Genomic DNA, 15,441 nt, shown 5'->3' on the forward strand with positions numbered 1-15,441 from the left:
AGCGTGGTCAGCTGCGGGAGAGCACCCGGTCCAGCGCCCCGACCGCTTCGTCGAGTTCGGCGGTCGTGACGACCAGCGGCGGGCGGAAACGGATTCCGCGCGAACCGGTTCCGATCATGAGGACGTGTTCGTCGGTGAACAGCCGGGACAGGACGGCGTCGCGTTCGGCCGGGGACGGCAGATCGACGGCGCACATCAGCCCGCGTCCGCGCACTTCGGTGATCTCGGGATGCCGGTCGGCGAGCTGCCGCAGTGCCGACAGCAGGTGCGCGCCGGTGAGCCGGGCCCGATCGACGAGCCGGTCCCGTTCGATCACTTCGAAGACGCGACGGGCCCGCACCATGTCGGTGAGGTTGCCGCCCCACGTGGAGTTCAGGCGGGAACTCACGGTGAAGACGTTGTCGGCGACGTCGTCGAGTCGGCGACCGGCCATGATGCCGCACACCTGCGTCTTCTTACCGAACACCACGATGTCCGGGACGACACCCATCTGCTGGTAGGCCCACATGGTGCCGGTCATACCGACCCCGGTCTGCACCTCGTCGAAGATCACCAGCGCATCGTTCTCGTGACACAGATCCGCCATGGCACGGAAGAATTCGGGGCGGAAATGGTGGTCGCCACCCTCCCCCTGGATCGGTTCGGCGATGAAGCACGCGATGTCGTGCGGGTTCTCGGCGAAGGCACGCCGGGCCTGCTCGAGCGCCCGGGATTCGGCTTCCGCGACGTCGCGACCGTCGCGCAGATAGGGCGCGTCGATGCGTGGCCAGTCGAACTTGGGATAGCGGTCGGTCTTGACGGGATCGGTGTTGGTCAGCGACATCGTGTAGCCGGTCCGGCCGTGGAACGCCTCGGTCAGGTGCAGCACCTTGCTGCCGAGGCTCGGGTCGCGGCCGTGGGCTTCGTTGAGCCTGCTGGCCCGGTCGAACGCCGCCTTGAGCGCATTCTCGACGGCGACCGCACCGCCGTCGACGAAGAACATGTGCGGCAGGGCCGGGTCGCCGAGGATCCGGGCGAAGGTCTCGACGAACCGGGCCATCGGCACCGTGTAGATGTCGGAGTTGCTGGGCTTGTTCACTGCCACCGCGGCCAGTTCGTCGACGAAGTCGGGGTCGCCGACGAGCTCGGGATGATTCATGCCGAGCGCGGACGACGCGAAGAATCCGAACATGTCGAGGTAGGTGGTGCCGTCGCGCTGGTCGACCAGGCGCAGCCCCGAGGACTTGTCGAGGTCGAGGACGAGATCGAACCCGTCGGCCAGGATGTGGCGGCCCAGTGTGTCGTGTACCCGGTTCGGCGGCAGTTCTTCGGCACCGCCCGGGTTTCGGAATGCAGTGCTCATGCCCCGAGGCTACGCCAAATCCTTTACTGCGGTGCGGGCTTGCAACCGGAGAATATCCTTGCGCAAGGGCTAACGATCGTAAAATGTTTGGAGTATGACGGTGCTGCGGGTGGCGACGTTCGCGGTCGCGCGGATCTGCTGCAGCAGCTGTTCGAGTTCCCGCGGAGAACCGACCCGCACGAGCAGGATGTAGCTCTCGTCGCCGGCCACCGAGTGACAGGATTGGATGGCGTCGATGTGCCGCAGCCGTGCGGGCGCGTCGTCCGGTTGCGAAGGGTCGAGAGGGGTGATCGCCACGAACGCCGACAGCATGAGCCCGAGCGCCTCGGGATCGACCGACGCCGTGTACCCGCGGATCACCTCCCGCGCCTCGAGCCTTCGCACTCGCGACTGCACCGCCGACACCGACAGGCCGGCCTTGTCCGCCAGCGCCGACAGCGTGGCCCGGCCGTCGGCGACGAGCTCACGCAACAACAGCCGATCGATCTCGTCCAGGTTTTCTCTCGAGGATTCCGGCACGAGCGCAGGTTATCCGAGCACGGAAGGACCGCACCCATGAATGCGCCCTCAGGGCATCCGGCCCCACCGCATCCGAGCGCAGATCTCGCCACCCGCGCCGCACAGGCCCTGCAGCGATGCGGGGCACCGAGTCCGGCGCGCGACGGCTCCCTCGTCGTGACCACCCCGATCGACGGCACCGAGCTCGCACGCCTCCACCCGCACACCGCCGCCGACCTCGACGTCGCGATCTCCGCCGCCGCCGAAGCCTTCACCGTCTGGCGGGCGGTGCCGGCGCCGCAACGGGGGCGGCTCGTGCGGCGGCTCTCGGAGCTGCTCACCGAGCACAAGGCCGATCTGGCCGAGCTGGTCACCCTCGAGGCCGGGAAGATCACCTCCGAGGCACTCGGCGAGGTGCAGGAGATGATCGACGTCTGCGACTTCGCGGTCGGACTATCGCGTCAGCTCTACGGTCGCACGATGCCGTCGGAGCGCCCCGGGCACCGGCTCATGGAGACCTGGCATCCCCTCGGTGTCGTCGGCGTGATCTCCGCGTTCAACTTTCCGGTCGCCGTGTGGTCCTGGAACACCGCGATCGCCCTGGTGTGCGGCGATCCGGTGGTGTGGAAGCCGTCGGAGACCACCCCGCTGACCGCGCTGGCCTGCGACGCGCTCCTGCGCCGCGCCGCGAGCGACGTGGGGGCACCGGATGCACTGCACCACGTGCTGCTCGGGGACGCCACCGTCGGCGAGGCACTCGTCGACGACCCCCGCGTCGCGCTGGTCAGCGCGACGGGGTCGGTGCGCATGGGCCGCATCGTCGGCCCCCGGGTCGCGGCGCGCTTCGGCCGGGTGCTGCTCGAACTCGGCGGGAACAACGGCGCGATCGTCGCTCCGTCGGCCGATCTGAACCTGACGGTGCGGGCCGTCGTGTTCGCCGCCGCCGGCACCGCCGGGCAACGCTGCACCACACTGCGCCGGCTCATCGTGCACCGGTCGGTGGCCGACGAACTGGTCCGCCGCATCGCGACCGCCTATTCGGGTCTGCGGATCGGCAACCCGTTCGACGACGGAGTCCTGGTGGGCCCCTTGATCTCCGGTCGCGCGTACGAGGCGATGTGCAAGGCGCTCGAACGTGCCGAGCTCGACGGCGGCGTGCGCGTCACCGGCGGCGAACGTGTCGAGAGTCCCGGCGAGTCGTTCTACGTCTCCCCCGCGCTCGTCCGCATGCCCGCGCAGACGGAAGTGGTTCGGGAGGAGACCTTCGCGCCGATCCTGTACGTGCTGACCTACGACGATTTCGACGAGGCGATCGCGCTGCACAACGCGGTGCCGCAGGGCTTGGCGTCGTCGATCTTCACCACCGATTCCCGTGAGGCCGAACGCTTCCTGGCCGCATCCGATTGCGGCATCGCGAATGTCAACATCGGCACGTCGGGCGCCGAGATCGGCGGCGCTTTCGGTGGCGAGAAGGAGACCGGCGGCGGCCGCGAGTCCGGATCGGACTCGTGGAAGGCGTACATGCGCCGCGCCACCAACACGATCAACTACTCCGACGAGCTGCCTCTCGCGCAGGGCGTCGAGTTCGGCTGACGGTCACGGTCCCCGCGTCCGCGCATGCCACGCCCAGGCGGCGAGCAGTGCACCTTCCATGGCCGCGTCCAGAAGGTAGGTCTTCGGGATCCGCCCGGCGGGAACGTAGACGAGGTCGACGGTGAGCAGGGTGGCGGCGGTGGCCACCCCGACCCGCCGCGCCGCGCGTGTTCCCTCGACAGTGCCCTCGGATCGCAGTTGCACCGCTCCGTTGCCCACGAGCAGACCTGCCACCGTGTACATCAGCCACCGGTCCTGTTTCGGACCGAAGATCGCTTCGAAACTGCGTCTGTGCACAAGCGGCCACAGCCCGCCGAGAAAGTTGCACCATCCGTGGACGCGCGCGAGCCCGACGCCGAGACGATCGGCTTCGGCAACGGTGGTGGTCATGATGACGGGCTACCGCTGCGGGTCCGCATCAGCGCACCCCGCACCGCGACAGCCGCCGCGCCGATGCCGAGAACCCAGGGCCCGCCCACGAGAATCGGATCCATCCACTGATGGGCCGTGTCGACGCGTCGCCGTCCGAGGCGCGAGCGGGCCCCTCCGTGCGTGAACTCGCTGCGGATTCCGGTCTCGGTGAACGGGTTGTCCGGGCGCGTGGACGCGAACGACCTCAGATGGGATTCGACGGCGTCGATCCGGTCAGCGCCGAGCAGCAGCAGCCAGTGTGCAGCGCGTCCTTCGCTGAATCGGCGGTAGGCGTACTTGCGGACGATTCCCGACAGCCCCTTCGGCGGGCAGGAGGTGCCGAATACCGGGGTCAGCAGGGCATGTTCGACCGAGCGTTCACGGGGCCACTTCTCTTCCTGCCGGTCCGGGAAGTCCCATTGCGCTCCCGTGGCTTCCGGCTCGAAACGCTCCTTCGGCACCGCCGGCCGGTCCTTCGGATCGAGGTCGACCCCCCATCCCGGAATGCGTGCGCGCAGAGCGTCCGAGTCCGGACGCGGGTGCGGGCTCGCAGTGTACGCGGCGGGTGTCGGCGGCTTCGTCATCTCGCAGTCCTTTCACGCAGCGTCCGGCACGATGACCGGCTTGATGCAGTCGTCGAGTTTCGCGGAGAAGATGTGGTAGCCGTCGGCGATGTGTTCCAGCGGGATGCGGTGCGTGACAATGTCGTTCGGCTTGATCACGCCGCTCCGGATGTGCTCGAACAGGCGCGGCCACTGGCGTTTGACCGGACACTGGTTCATCCGCAGCGTCAGCCCCTTGTTCATCGCATCCCCGAACTTCACGGCGCTGAACATCGGCCCGTAGGCACCCATCACCGAGACCGTTCCACCCTTGCGGACCGAATCGATGGCCCAGTTGAGTGCGATCGGGGATCCGCCCTGCAGCTTGAACTTGGTCGAGGTGACGTGCTGCAGAAGATTGCCGTCGGCTTCCGCGCCGACCGCGTCGATGACCACGTCTGCCCCGAGATGATCGGTGGCCTTCTTCATCTGCACGACGATGTCGTCGTACTCGGCGAAGTTGTAGGTCTCGGCGTGGGCGAAGGTACGCGCCTTCTCGAGCCGGTATTCGAGGTGGTCGATCACGATCACTCGTCCGGCGCCCATGAACCACGAACTCTTCGCGGCGTACAGACCCACCGGCCCTGCGCCGAAGACCACCACGGTGTCACCCTCGACGATGTCACCGAGCTGCGCCCCGAAGTATCCGGTCGCGAGGGCGTCGGTGCACATGAGCGCGTCCTCGTCGTCCATCCAGTCCGGGATCTTCTGCGGCCCGACGTCCGCGAACGGCACGCGCACGAACTCCGCCTGGCCGCCGTCGTATCCGCCACACGTATGCGAGTATCCGTAGATTCCCCCGACCGCCGTGGCGTTGGGATTGACGTTGTGACAGTTCGAATACAGACCGCGGGCACAGAAATAGCACGAGCCGCAGTAGATGTTGAACGGCACCATCACCCGATCCCCGGGTTGCACGTTGCGGACCGATGGCCCGACTTCGTGCACCACACCGACGAATTCGTGGCCGAACGTCATGCCCACTCGGGTGTCGGGCATCATGCCGTGATAGAGATGCAGGTCCGATCCGCAGATCGCCGCGCGCACGACCCGCACGATCGCGTCGTTCGGGTGCTCGATGCGCGGAACATCTTTTTCCTCCACCCGGACCTTGTACGGTCCGCGGTACACCATCGCTTTCAATTCGCCTCCCGGCTCTGGATTCTCGATCCCGGCTCTGCGCCGGAATCCTCCTAGGGAACCTCGGGGTGGTCGGCGAACATGGCTTCGATGCGGGCCTTGATCTCGGCCGTGCTGAAGCCTGCTCCCGTCGTCCGCGGCCGTACCGGCTCCGGTCCCTCCGCCTCGGCCGGGCCGAGGTCTTGCACATCGGTCGTAGTCATCTGTCCCGGAACTCCTTTCGCCTCTGTCGTGAACGCCTACCCGCAGCCTGCGGATGGTCAGTGTTCCCCGCGTTCGACCGCTCGACGCACCGCCTCCTCGGCCCCGTCCGTCCACGGTGCTCCATGGCCGGGCAGGACCGTGCCGGCACCGGTGGCGGCAATGGCGGTCAGCGATTCGATCGCGCGGCGGGTGTCCTTGGTGGCCGCCGAGGCGACGATCTGGGGTCCCTCACCCCCGGTGTAGGGATCGAGCGTGACGAGCGCGTCACCGCTGAACACCACACCGCGATCAGCCAGGTGCAGGACGCAGTGACCGTCGGTGTGCCCGGGTGTATGCGCGGCCACCGGTCGCCCCGGTACATCCAATACGGTTCCGGTGGACAGCTTTTCGACGTCCCGAACGCCCTTCACCGTGAGCGCGCCGGCGGCCGCCATGCGAGCGAGGATCGGAAGGGACCGGGGGTGGGTCAGCGCGTAGAGGAACCGGTTGCGTTGGGGTGTGTAGCGGTAGGGGTGTGCGGCCAGACGTTCGTCGCCGGGATGGACGAGGATCGGCACATTCCACTCCCGGCGCGCCCGGGCAGCGAACCCGACGTGGTCGAAGTGGGCGTGGGTCAGGATCAGAGCGCGGATATCGGCGGGATCGCGCCGGCAACGCGCGAGCACCTCCTCCACCATCTGCCACATGCTCGGCAGGCCCGCGTCCAGCAGGGTCACCCCGTCGTCGTCCTCGACGACGTAGCAGTTGACGTGTGCGTGGCCGATCAGATGGACGCCGTCGGCGACGCCGAGAGTGATCATGTCCGCTTCACCCCGCGACCTGCTGGGCCTTCGCGTACGCGAGATGAAGAAAGTCCGCTCCTGTCAGGACCGCGAGAGCGTCCACGCAGAGTGCGGTCGGGCGCGGCGCGAACACCCGCCCCACGGTGAGAACGGCAACCGCCCAGACGTCGAAGCAGAACGGGCAGGTCAGCAGTTCACCCAGGCTGCGCCGGGCTCCGTTCCGGTACTTCGGTGACTCCATCACCTCCGCAGGTCCGCCGTCGCCGTCGTACTCGGTGAACGGTGCGCGAAGCGGGTTGGTCACCTCGTCCTTGGTGATCGTGCGCGACAGTTTGTGGACCGCAACCGCGGCGAGAAGCAGATCGCGGGGGCTCATTCGCCGCGGCAGCTGCCTGCCGGTCACCACCGACAATGCAGCGATGCCTCCAACGAGAACGCCGTACAGAACCAGGACCACCAGGTGCCCGCCGAGATTCCGCTCATCCTCCGGTTCGTCGCCGCGGCTGTCGAGCTTCCATTCGGGTTCGGTAGTGAGAGTCATCGATGCTTCCTTCACAAGTCGGTCGCATCGAGGTACCCGCCCCCGCCGAAATCAATCATCCGGCGCCCACGCGTTCGCGTCAGGGCCGGGGCAACAACTCCGCGCTCAGCGGTTCGATCTCGATCACCGCGCCCTCCGCCTGACCGTAGTAGCGCGTCCGCATCCGCCACAGGCGGATGTGCCCGAGCTCCGAACGCCAGCCGCCGAGGTAGTACTTCCGGCCGAGCAACGCCAGCGCGCGCAGTGACGGGGCCCCGGGATGCACCTTCGCGCGTCCGCGGACCCGGAGGACGTGGTCCGAGCGGCCCTTCCCCTCCGCGTCGAGCAGCACGACGACCTCGGGGTTCGCCGTGGCGTTGCGGGCCGCGACGGTGTCCCGGCCGGTGGCCAGGAACAGCCGGCCTCGGTCGTACAGGAACCACAGCGGTGTCATGGCCGGACGCCCCTTCGGCGACCGGGTCGCGACCCGCGCGACGAGCGAATGCTCGAAGAACGTGGCGGCGATCGGATCGTCCGGGGTCACGACGGCTCCTCGTGCAGCTTGGCGTAGTCCCATCCGGTGGCGCGGCGCTGCTCGAAATCGAACCAGGCGAGGCCGTCGGTCGTGACATCGGTGGCCCGCACCATCCGGCCGCGCAGGTTCACCGCGCGCAGCTCGAACCAGAACGATCCGTCGTCGAGGATCAGCGTGACCCGATCGAACGCGGCATCCGCCGGGAGGGATTCCGGGTGGAGTCCGATCCGGAGCTTCTCGCCTTCGGAAACGACGCGTGCGGGCAGCGCGTCGACGCGCTCGTCGTGGTCGAACGCTACGGCCGCGCGACCGCGGGCAAGCAACTCCGCGACGAGCGGTTCGGGGTCGACTCTCTGGGTGACGCCCATGTTGTACGAGGGTAACGGGTCTATCCGCGGCGGTCGCGGGTTCGGCGCTCACGCCGGATCCGGATCGGCTCGGGCGCCTCGACGTGCTCGTTGCCGGGAAGCGGGGATTCGCCGCGCCGGGCGCGCACCTCGGACACGGTTTCGACCCCGGCGAACTCCTCGGAGCCCTGACGGGCCGGGGTTTCCTCGTAGAGCGAGAACCACGGGTATCCGCGCTTCGTGTACTCCTCTGCGGTCACGGGTTCGGTCGGCGGCTGCTCGCCGGTGAGCGCTTCCCAGCGGTCGCTGTTGACCAGCTCGATCCGGACCGCCGAGTGGTGGTCGAGATCCCACGCGTCGTGTTCCTCGACGGGCGTCGCGACACCCTGCTCGATCGCCCCTCCGGCCCCGAATCCCATCGACGACGACGGCTCGGGCGCCGCGAACGCCCGCATCGGCCGCTGCGCGTCGAACTTCTTGCGCTCCTCCCAGATCGGTCCTCGGATCGGGTACGCGACGATCCGCACTCCCCCGATCGCAACCCCGGCGGCGAGCTGTTCCTCGACCGTGTATCCGGCTCCGAGCGGTGCTGCCACGAACTGCCGGACCTTGCCCGCGGCCACCTGGAAGCCGTCGAGCCACGGTTGTTCCGGCACCTCGAAGTAGTCCTCCCGCTCGAAATCCGGTTCCTCGGACCACTTTCCACCGGTCACCGCGTCGACATCACCGACGCCGACCTTGACGAGGAAGGGGTAGCGGCCGTCGAACTTGATCCAGCACGCCTCCGACTGCCACATCGGCAGCACGAGCACGTCGTCGACGATACGCAGCGGGAATCGGCCCAGGCTCGGCGGCAGCGGATAGGTGGTGCCGTCGTCCGGGACACGCACCGTGCGATGGAAGGAGACGGAGAGTTCGGCATCGGCGTGGACCTCGGGGAATTCGAAGTACAGCCTGTCCTGATCGACACTGAGCGCCATCTCGTTCCTCCCGCTCCGGCCCGCCGTGTGTCGGCGAGCCTACGCCCGGACGGCCCCGTCGGGTGGGCTCCCGGGCCGCACCACGCGATCCCACTTCTGTGTGGCGTACGCCACACGGTGTGGTAAGACCGTGGGCATGTACCCCGGGAATTTCGTGTCCGTCACCCCTGACAAGCCGGCCATCATCCGGCCCGCGACCGGAGAGTCGCTGACCTACCGGCAACTCGACGAGAATTCGCTGCGATTCGCGAAGTACCTCCGCGACCTCGGTCTCCGACCGGGCGACCACATGGCGCTGATCTCGAACAACGACCTGCGCGTGATGGAGGTCTACTGGGCGGCCCTGCGGTCCGGTCTCTACATCACCGTCGTGAACTGGCATCTGACCGCCGCCGAAGCCGCCTACGTGGTGAACGACTGCGGCGCGAAGGTACTCGTCGTGTCCGCGGACGCGGTCGAGGCCGTCGACCTCGCACCGGACGCGTACCCGGCCGTGACCCATCGCGTCGTGTTCGGCGGCGACCTTCCCGGTTTCGACGACTACGCGCAGGCCGTCGCCCGGTTCGACACCACTCCCCTCGCCGATCAGCCCCGCGGCCAGGACATGCTGTACTCGTCCGGTACGACCGGCCGCCCCAAGGGCATCAAGCCGAAGCTGCCCGACGGGCAGGTGCAGGACATCCCCGATCCCTACACGGCCGTGTTCGCGCCGATGTACGGATTCGACGCCGAGACGGTCTACCTGTGCCCGGCGCCGCTGTATCACGCTGCGCCGCTGCGTTTCTGCGGGACCATCCAGTCGGTCGGCGGCACCGTCATCCTCATGGACCGGTTCGACGCGGAGGAGGCACTCGCCCTGATCGACCGGTACCGGGTGACCGCGAGCCAATGGGTGCCGACCATGTTCGTGCGCATGCTGAAACTCCCGGAGGAGGTTCGCGCGAAGTACGACGTGTCCAGCATGAAGGTCGCGATCCACGCTGCGGCCCCGTGCCCGCCGGAGATCAAGCGCGCGATGATCGAGTGGTGGGGCCCGGTCGTCAACGAGTACTACGCGTCCACGGAGGGTTCCGGCGCCACGTTCATCGACTCCGCTCAGGCTCTCGCGCACCCCGGTTCGGTGGGTCGCGACGGGGTCATGGGAATCGTCCACATCTGCGACGACGAGGGCGAGGAACTGCCGACCGGCTCGATCGGCACCGTGTGGTGGGAGCGCGACGAGCGCCCGTTCGAGTACCACAACGATCCTCGGAAGACCGAGGAGGCAACGCACCCCGCGCATCCGACATGGACGACGAGCGGCGACATCGGCTATCTCGACGAGGAGCGGTTCCTGTACCTGACCGACCGTGCCGCGTTCACGATCATCTCCGGCGGCGTCAACATCTACCCGCAGGAATCGGAGAACGTGCTCACCCTGCATCCGAAGGTGTTCGACGTCGCGGTGATCGGTGTGCCGAACGAGGAGATGGGTGAGGAGGTCAAGGCGGTCGTCCAGCTCGTCGACGGTGTCGAGCCGAGCCCCGAGGTCGAGCAGGAACTGCTCGACTACGTGCGGGAACGGGTGTCCCGGTTCAAGGCGCCGCGCAGCATCGACTTCTCCGACGACCTGCCGCGTACCCCCACCGGCAAACTCGTCAAGCACAAGCTGCGGGCCCGCTACCTGACCGCCACACCATGAGCGCAGGCGGCACCCAGCACACAGCCGACCTGGACGCGCTGGCCCGGCTGCTGCCCGAAGGCGCAGTGGTCACCGACCCCGACATCCTCGCCGGCTACCGGCAGGACCGGGCGATGGATCCGGACGCGTCCGTGCCGCTCGCGGTGGTTCGGGCGCGTTCGACCGCGGACGTGTCGGCGACCCTGAAATGGGCGAACACCCATCGGGTTCCGGTGGTGCCGCGCGGGGCAGGCACGAGCCTGTCCGGCGGCGCCGGCGGCCTCGCCGCCGGGATCGTGCTGAGCACCGAGAAGATGCGTGAGATCACCGTCGACCCGGTGACCCGCACCGCGGTCGTCCAGCCGGGACTGCTCAACGCGGAGGTCAAGCGAGCCGCCGCGGAGCACGGTTTGTGGTACCCACCGGACCCGTCGTCGTTCGAGATCTGCACGATCGGTGGCAACGCCGCCACCAATGCGGGCGGATTGTGTTGTGTGAAGTACGGAGTCACCACCGACTACGTGCTCGGCCTCGAGGTCGTGCTCGCCGACGGCACCGTCGTGCGGCTCGGCGGCCCGCGCCTGAAGGACGTCGCGGGACTTTCCCTGACGAAACTGTTCGTCGGGAGCGAGGGCACGCTCGGGATCATCACCGAGGTGACCTTGCGGTTGCTGCCGCCGCAGCCACCCGCGTCGACGATGGTCGCGACGTTCTCGTCGGTACAGGCCGCCGCGGACGCGGTGCTGGCGATCACCGGGAAACTGCGCCCGGCGATGCTGGAGTTCATGGACCGCGCATCCATCAATGCGGTCGAGGACGCCCTGCACATGGGCCTCGATCGCGCGACCGAGGCCATGCTCATCGCGCGGTCCGATGCGCCGGGTGCCGCTGCCGCGCAGGAGATCGCGCTGATGGTGCAGGCGTGCCGCGACGCCGGCGCGGACGAGGTGTTCGACACCGACGATCCGGAGGAGGGTGAAGCGTTCGCGGCGGCGCGGCGGATGGCCATCCCCGCTGTCGAGCGCACCGGCAGTCTTCTGCTCGAGGATGTCGGGGTTCCGTTGCCGACGCTTCCCGCGCTGGTCGGGGGTATCGCGGAGATCGCCGAGCGGAATGCGGTGACGGTCGCGGTGATCGCCCATGCCGGGGACGGGAACACCCACCCGCTCATCGTCTTCGACCCTGCCGACGAGGACATGACGGCGCGGGCGCACGCCGCGTTCGGCCAGATCATGGATCTGGCGATCGGCCTCGGCGGGACCATCACCGGCGAACACGGGGTCGGCCGGTTGAAGAAGGCGTGGCTGCCCGACCAGGTCGGCCCGGACGTCATGGATCTGACGCGGCGGGTCAAGGAAGCGTTGGACCCGAACGCGATCCTGAATCCGGGCGTTCTGTTCTGACCTGTGATCGAGTACCGTGTCGTCGTGCAAGAGGAGCCCGACGAGTGACCGGACAGACGCGATACGACGCAGCCGCCCTTCCGCTGCGCGACACCCGGTATCGGGAACTGGAGACGTACCCGGAGTTCGGGACGGTCACCGAGTGGTTGCACGATTACGTGCAGTCGTCGGTGCCCAACCCGAAGATGGGTGAACGCGAGTACTGGGCGGTGGTGTGCCTGCCCTTCACCTCCGAGGCGGACACCGCACAACGGCTGTGCAGCGTGCACGCGGGCGCGTACGAGACCGCGTGCCTGTACGTCGAGACGATGCCCGACGGACAGCGCCGGCTCGGTGGGTTCGTCACCGTCGACACCGCCGTGTTCGAAGGTGACGCCGGCACCGATGTCGGTGGTCTCGAAGCCGCCAACCCCGAGTTGCGGTTCCGGACGCAGCCGACGACGACAACCATCTGGTGGACGGACACGGGGGGCAGCAGGGAGCAGTTCGACGCTCTGCCGTGGCGGCCCGCCGCCCGGCACCTGGTCACCGAGTTGATGCGTCAGGGCAAGTGCCTCGAAGCGTCCAATCACAGCGCGCAGCTCGCCCGGTTCGCGCAGGCGGACCGACTTCCCGCGGATCCCCTGCAATCACGCACGGCGGAAAGCTGATTCGGCGGGAGGCACCCGGACCGGTCTCGCCGAGACGAGGCCGAGGGACGACCGCACCGGCGATACTCGATGGGTCGTCTCCATCCGACCGGAGGTTGCCATGGACAACGTTCCGCCTGCTGCGCATTCCGGAATCCACGTGCGGCCGACGCTGCGGAAGCAGTGCTGGGGCTTCGTCATCGGATCGGCCTGTTTCGCAATCGGATCCGCGCCCGTGCTCGCCGGTCTCCTCGGCACCTCGCGCGCCAACGGGTTCTTCTTCGTCGGAGCGTGGTTCTTCACCGCCGCGGGGTTGATCCAGCTTCTGCGCAGCGGACCCATGACCACGGAGACCGGCGGGGAGTCCCTGCTCCGGGCGGAATGGCTGTCGTCCGCCGTGCAGAGCGTGGGGACGGTGCTGTTCAACGTCAGTACCGCTGCCGCCCTGCAGGCCTACGACGTCACCGAGGAGCGGCACCTCGTGTGGCGGCCCGACGCGGCGGGGTCGGTGGCGTTCCTGATCAGCGGGGCACTCGCGCTCCGCGTGTACCAGGAAGGTGCGCGGACGTGGGTACCGCGCGGTCGCGACGGATGGGCCGTGTGGGTGAATCTGGTCGGATGCATCGCATTCGGGATCTCCGCGGCCGGTGCGTTCATCACCTCCAGCGGCGCCGAGGCCAGCGACTTCTGGGCCAACGCAGGGACATTCGTCGGTGCCCTGTGCTTCCTGGTCTCCGCGCTGCTCTCGCTGCCCCGCCGCGATCGGTCCGCTACCGAAGCGGGTTGACGGACCGCGACATCCTCGCGTGCAGCGCCCGGACCATTTCGGTGGCCAGCACCGCGTGCCCGGTCATCGTGAAGTGGATCCGGTCGGCGCTGAGCAGTTCCGGCCGCAGTCGCAGCGGGTGCTGCCACAGATCCAGCAGCACCGCGTCGTACTGGGCGGCGAGCGTGCGGACCAGGTCGTTCACCGCCATGACACCGTCGCGGAGCGCGAGCATGTCGTCGCCGACGAACGCGTCGGCCAGGGTGAGCGTGGTGACGGTGGCACCGGTGTCGTGAGCCGCCGCGAACAGCGACCCGAGATTGTCGGCGGTGCGCGCCAGGTCCGGACGGGCGGACCACAGGTCGTTGGAACCGCACGTGATGTGGATCAGATCGGGTGCGAAGTCCAGCACGGGTGACAGCTGGGTCGCGACCACCTGCCCGCTGGTGGCGCCCATGCGCCCGGTGTTGAGATACGCCAGGTCCGGATGGGTGGCGCGCAGCGCGGCCGCGACCCGATCGGCCCACGGTGAGGTCGCGTATCCGGGGCTGGGATCGCCGATGCCCTCGGCGATCGAGTCGCCCATCACGGCGTATCTCGACCAGGGGGCGTCGGCGAGGAGTGCCGCTTGCGTCGCTGCGGGCAGGCACATCGGGTCCGTCGCCTCGGTCCAGGGCGAGGCGGGGACGGTTCGGGAGATCGAGTTCGTCATGGCTGACCCTCCGGGTCTCGACTGAGGAAGGGAGTACGATCGTTCGTGCATATGACAGTACGACCGTTCGTCCACTTCGGCAAGACGTGAGAGGATGATTCGCGTGACGGAACCCGCATCGACGTCCGACCTGCGACTGCTCAAGGGCGCACGCACCCGCGCGACCATCACCCGGCACGCGGTGGACGTGGCATCGGTCGAGGGCCTCAACGGGGTGAGCATCGGACGCCTCGCGACCGACCTCGGCCTCAGCAAGAGCGGTGTCGCGACACTGTTCGGCAGCAAGGAGAACCTGCAGGTGGCCGCCGTCGACGCGGCCCGAGAGGTGTTCGTCGAACGGATCGTCCGGCCCGCCCTGCGCGAACCCGCTGGACTTCCGCGACTCCGCGCCCTGATCGACCGGTGGCTCGACTACGCGATCGAACCGGCGTTTCCGGGCGGATGCTTCCGCGCCGCCACGATCGCCGAGTTCGACAGCCGCCCCGGACCGGTCCGCGACGCACTCGCCCGCGACCGCCGCGACTGGCTGGACCTGCTGGCCGGCGAGTACCGGCACGCACGCGAGGACGGCACCGTCCCGGATCGCGACCCGGACGAGGTCGCGTTCGAGATCGATGCCGTCCTCGCGGCCACCAACACCGCACTGCGCCTTGACGATCCGCGCGCCGCCGAGACCGCTCGCTCGATCGTCGATCGGATCCTGAACGCCGATCCGGACTGAACCGGCGCTCGGGACGATCCGCGGACGCTACCGCGCGCGCTCGCTGCGCAGCGCCCGATCGTTACGCGGCTCCAGCAGCGCACCGGCCGCGATCATGATGACCGCCAGTCCGAAGTGCAGCCAGTTGTCCGCCGTGTTGAGCGGAACGAAATTCGCGGAGCTGTCCGCGTCGACCACCAGTCCGTAGATCCACAGCACCGCGTAGATCACGCCGCCGCCGACGAGGAATGCCCTGGCAGCAGGGACGGTGCGCGCCATCGCGAGCCCGGCCACACCGAAGAGCAGATGCACGATGTTGTGGAGGATCGACACGTTGAACACGCCGAGCAGCATCGCCTCGGAGTGGTGACCGGCGAAGGTCATGGTGTCGTAGTTGGTCGTGATGCCGGGAATGAACCCGAGAATCCCGACGAGGAGGAACAGTGCCCCGATCACCAGAGCGGCGGTCTGGACAGGTGTCCGCGTCATACTGCGTGTCGCGTGCTCGGCCATGACGGTTCCCTTCTTTCGAGTTCTGCCGGCCGGCAGAACCCTCGTGCCTTCCGGCCAGGAGGATCGCTGGCAGGGACCTCCGTGGCCTACCCGTGGGAACAGCC

19 protein-coding genes are annotated in these 15,441 nt (G+C 68.3%); 6 read left to right on the forward strand and 13 right to left on the reverse strand.

Translation table 11 applies throughout. The annotated features are described in order from the left end of the window. Nucleotides 1-7 precede the first annotated feature (7 nt). Together lat and ACWDUD_RS05725 are read right to left on the reverse strand one after the other, a co-directional pair. Entirely contained in the window at nucleotides 8-1,342 is a 1,335-nt protein-coding gene (gene lat / locus ACWDUD_RS05720; protein WP_450108630.1) for an L-lysine 6-transaminase, read from the reverse strand. 69 nt (nucleotides 1,343-1,411) lie between these two features. Further along, nucleotides 1,412-1,861, reverse strand: coding sequence for an Lrp/AsnC family transcriptional regulator (locus ACWDUD_RS05725; protein WP_197253800.1), 450 nt, complete (start codon nucleotides 1,859-1,861; stop codon nucleotides 1,412-1,414). Nucleotides 1,862-1,897: 36 nt separating this feature from the next. On the opposite strand from ACWDUD_RS05725, the gene amaB reads away from it, so the two are divergent. After that, entirely contained in the window at nucleotides 1,898-3,433 is a 1,536-nt protein-coding gene (gene amaB / locus ACWDUD_RS05730; RefSeq protein ID WP_450108631.1) for an L-piperidine-6-carboxylate dehydrogenase, read from the forward strand. Between the two features lie 3 nt (nucleotides 3,434-3,436). On the opposite strand, the gene ACWDUD_RS05735 is transcribed toward amaB, so the two are convergent. From ACWDUD_RS05735 to ACWDUD_RS05775, 9 genes are all read right to left on the reverse strand, one after another. Further along, a complete protein-coding gene (locus tag ACWDUD_RS05735; RefSeq protein WP_450108632.1) occupies nucleotides 3,437-3,823 on the reverse strand; it encodes a hypothetical protein in 387 nt (128 codons plus the stop codon). Then, a complete protein-coding gene (locus ACWDUD_RS05740) occupies nucleotides 3,820-4,428 on the reverse strand; it encodes a hypothetical protein (RefSeq protein WP_450108633.1) in 609 nt (202 codons plus the stop codon). Before ACWDUD_RS05740 ends, ACWDUD_RS05735 begins: the two co-directional genes overlap by 4 nt. Before the next feature lie 12 nt (nucleotides 4,429-4,440). Further along, nucleotides 4,441-5,589: a zinc-dependent alcohol dehydrogenase gene (locus ACWDUD_RS05745; protein WP_450108634.1), complete on the reverse strand. Its 1,149-nt coding sequence runs from the start codon at nucleotides 5,587-5,589 to the stop codon at nucleotides 4,441-4,443. 50 nt (nucleotides 5,590-5,639) lie between these two features. Beyond that, entirely contained in the window at nucleotides 5,640-5,789 is a 150-nt protein-coding gene (locus ACWDUD_RS05750) for a hypothetical protein (RefSeq protein WP_450108635.1), read from the reverse strand. A 57-nt stretch (nucleotides 5,790-5,846) separates the two neighbouring features. Then, on the reverse strand, nucleotides 5,847-6,590 hold the full coding sequence (locus tag ACWDUD_RS05755; protein WP_450108636.1) for an MBL fold metallo-hydrolase: 744 nt from the start codon (nucleotides 6,588-6,590) through the stop codon (nucleotides 5,847-5,849). Nucleotides 6,591-6,597: 7 nt separating this feature from the next. Continuing rightward, nucleotides 6,598-7,113 (reverse strand): DUF1360 domain-containing protein, encoded by a 516-nt coding sequence (locus ACWDUD_RS05760; protein WP_450108637.1) that lies wholly within the window; start codon nucleotides 7,111-7,113, stop codon nucleotides 6,598-6,600. Nucleotides 7,114-7,192: 79 nt separating this feature from the next. Next, on the reverse strand, nucleotides 7,193-7,636 hold the full coding sequence (locus ACWDUD_RS05765) for a pyridoxamine 5'-phosphate oxidase family protein (RefSeq protein ID WP_450108638.1): 444 nt from the start codon (nucleotides 7,634-7,636) through the stop codon (nucleotides 7,193-7,195). Next, nucleotides 7,633-7,995 (reverse strand): hypothetical protein, encoded by a 363-nt coding sequence (locus ACWDUD_RS05770; protein WP_450108639.1) that lies wholly within the window; start codon nucleotides 7,993-7,995, stop codon nucleotides 7,633-7,635. The genes ACWDUD_RS05765 and ACWDUD_RS05770 overlap by 4 nt, the downstream gene beginning before the upstream one ends. Nucleotides 7,996-8,015: 20 nt before the next feature. Beyond that, nucleotides 8,016-8,954 carry a hypothetical protein gene (locus ACWDUD_RS05775; protein ID WP_450108640.1) on the reverse strand — a complete coding sequence of 313 codons (939 nt, stop codon included), beginning with the start codon at nucleotides 8,952-8,954 and terminating at the stop codon, nucleotides 8,016-8,018. A 136-nt stretch (nucleotides 8,955-9,090) separates the two neighbouring features. Between ACWDUD_RS05775 and ACWDUD_RS05780 the strand changes: the two genes are divergently transcribed. The 4 genes from ACWDUD_RS05780 to ACWDUD_RS05795 all read left to right on the forward strand — a co-directional run bounded on the left by ACWDUD_RS05780 (nucleotide 9,091) and on the right by ACWDUD_RS05795 (nucleotide 13,433). Beyond that, nucleotides 9,091-10,635, forward strand: coding sequence for an AMP-binding protein (locus ACWDUD_RS05780; protein WP_450108641.1), 1,545 nt, complete (start codon nucleotides 9,091-9,093; stop codon nucleotides 10,633-10,635). Continuing rightward, on the forward strand, nucleotides 10,632-12,017 hold the full coding sequence (locus tag ACWDUD_RS05785) for an FAD-binding oxidoreductase (protein ID WP_450108642.1): 1,386 nt from the start codon (nucleotides 10,632-10,634) through the stop codon (nucleotides 12,015-12,017). Before ACWDUD_RS05780 ends, ACWDUD_RS05785 begins: the two co-directional genes overlap by 4 nt. Before the next feature lie 44 nt (nucleotides 12,018-12,061). Then, on the forward strand, nucleotides 12,062-12,667 hold the full coding sequence (locus ACWDUD_RS05790) for a hypothetical protein (RefSeq protein WP_450108643.1): 606 nt from the start codon (nucleotides 12,062-12,064) through the stop codon (nucleotides 12,665-12,667). Between the two features lie 100 nt (nucleotides 12,668-12,767). After that, on the forward strand, nucleotides 12,768-13,433 hold the full coding sequence (locus ACWDUD_RS05795) for a hypothetical protein (protein WP_197253822.1): 666 nt from the start codon (nucleotides 12,768-12,770) through the stop codon (nucleotides 13,431-13,433). Here ACWDUD_RS05795 and ACWDUD_RS05800 read toward each other — a convergent pair. Beyond that, on the reverse strand, nucleotides 13,417-14,124 hold the full coding sequence (locus ACWDUD_RS05800) for an SGNH/GDSL hydrolase family protein (protein WP_450108644.1): 708 nt from the start codon (nucleotides 14,122-14,124) through the stop codon (nucleotides 13,417-13,419). The genes ACWDUD_RS05795 and ACWDUD_RS05800 overlap by 17 nt on opposite strands. Nucleotides 14,125-14,227: 103 nt before the next feature. Between ACWDUD_RS05800 and ACWDUD_RS05805 the strand changes: the two genes are divergently transcribed. Next, nucleotides 14,228-14,845 (forward strand): TetR/AcrR family transcriptional regulator, encoded by a 618-nt coding sequence (locus ACWDUD_RS05805; RefSeq protein WP_374068741.1) that lies wholly within the window; start codon nucleotides 14,228-14,230, stop codon nucleotides 14,843-14,845. Between the two features lie 27 nt (nucleotides 14,846-14,872). Here ACWDUD_RS05805 and ACWDUD_RS05810 read toward each other — a convergent pair whose 3' ends face one another. Beyond that, the gene (locus ACWDUD_RS05810) at nucleotides 14,873-15,313 is read right to left on the reverse strand and encodes a DUF4383 domain-containing protein (RefSeq protein ID WP_197253864.1); all 441 of its coding nucleotides are present in this window, start codon (nucleotides 15,311-15,313) and stop codon (nucleotides 14,873-14,875) included. Between the last annotated feature and the right edge of the window lie 128 nt (nucleotides 15,314-15,441).

It is taken from the genome of Rhodococcus sp. NPDC003382 (assembly GCF_053589135.1).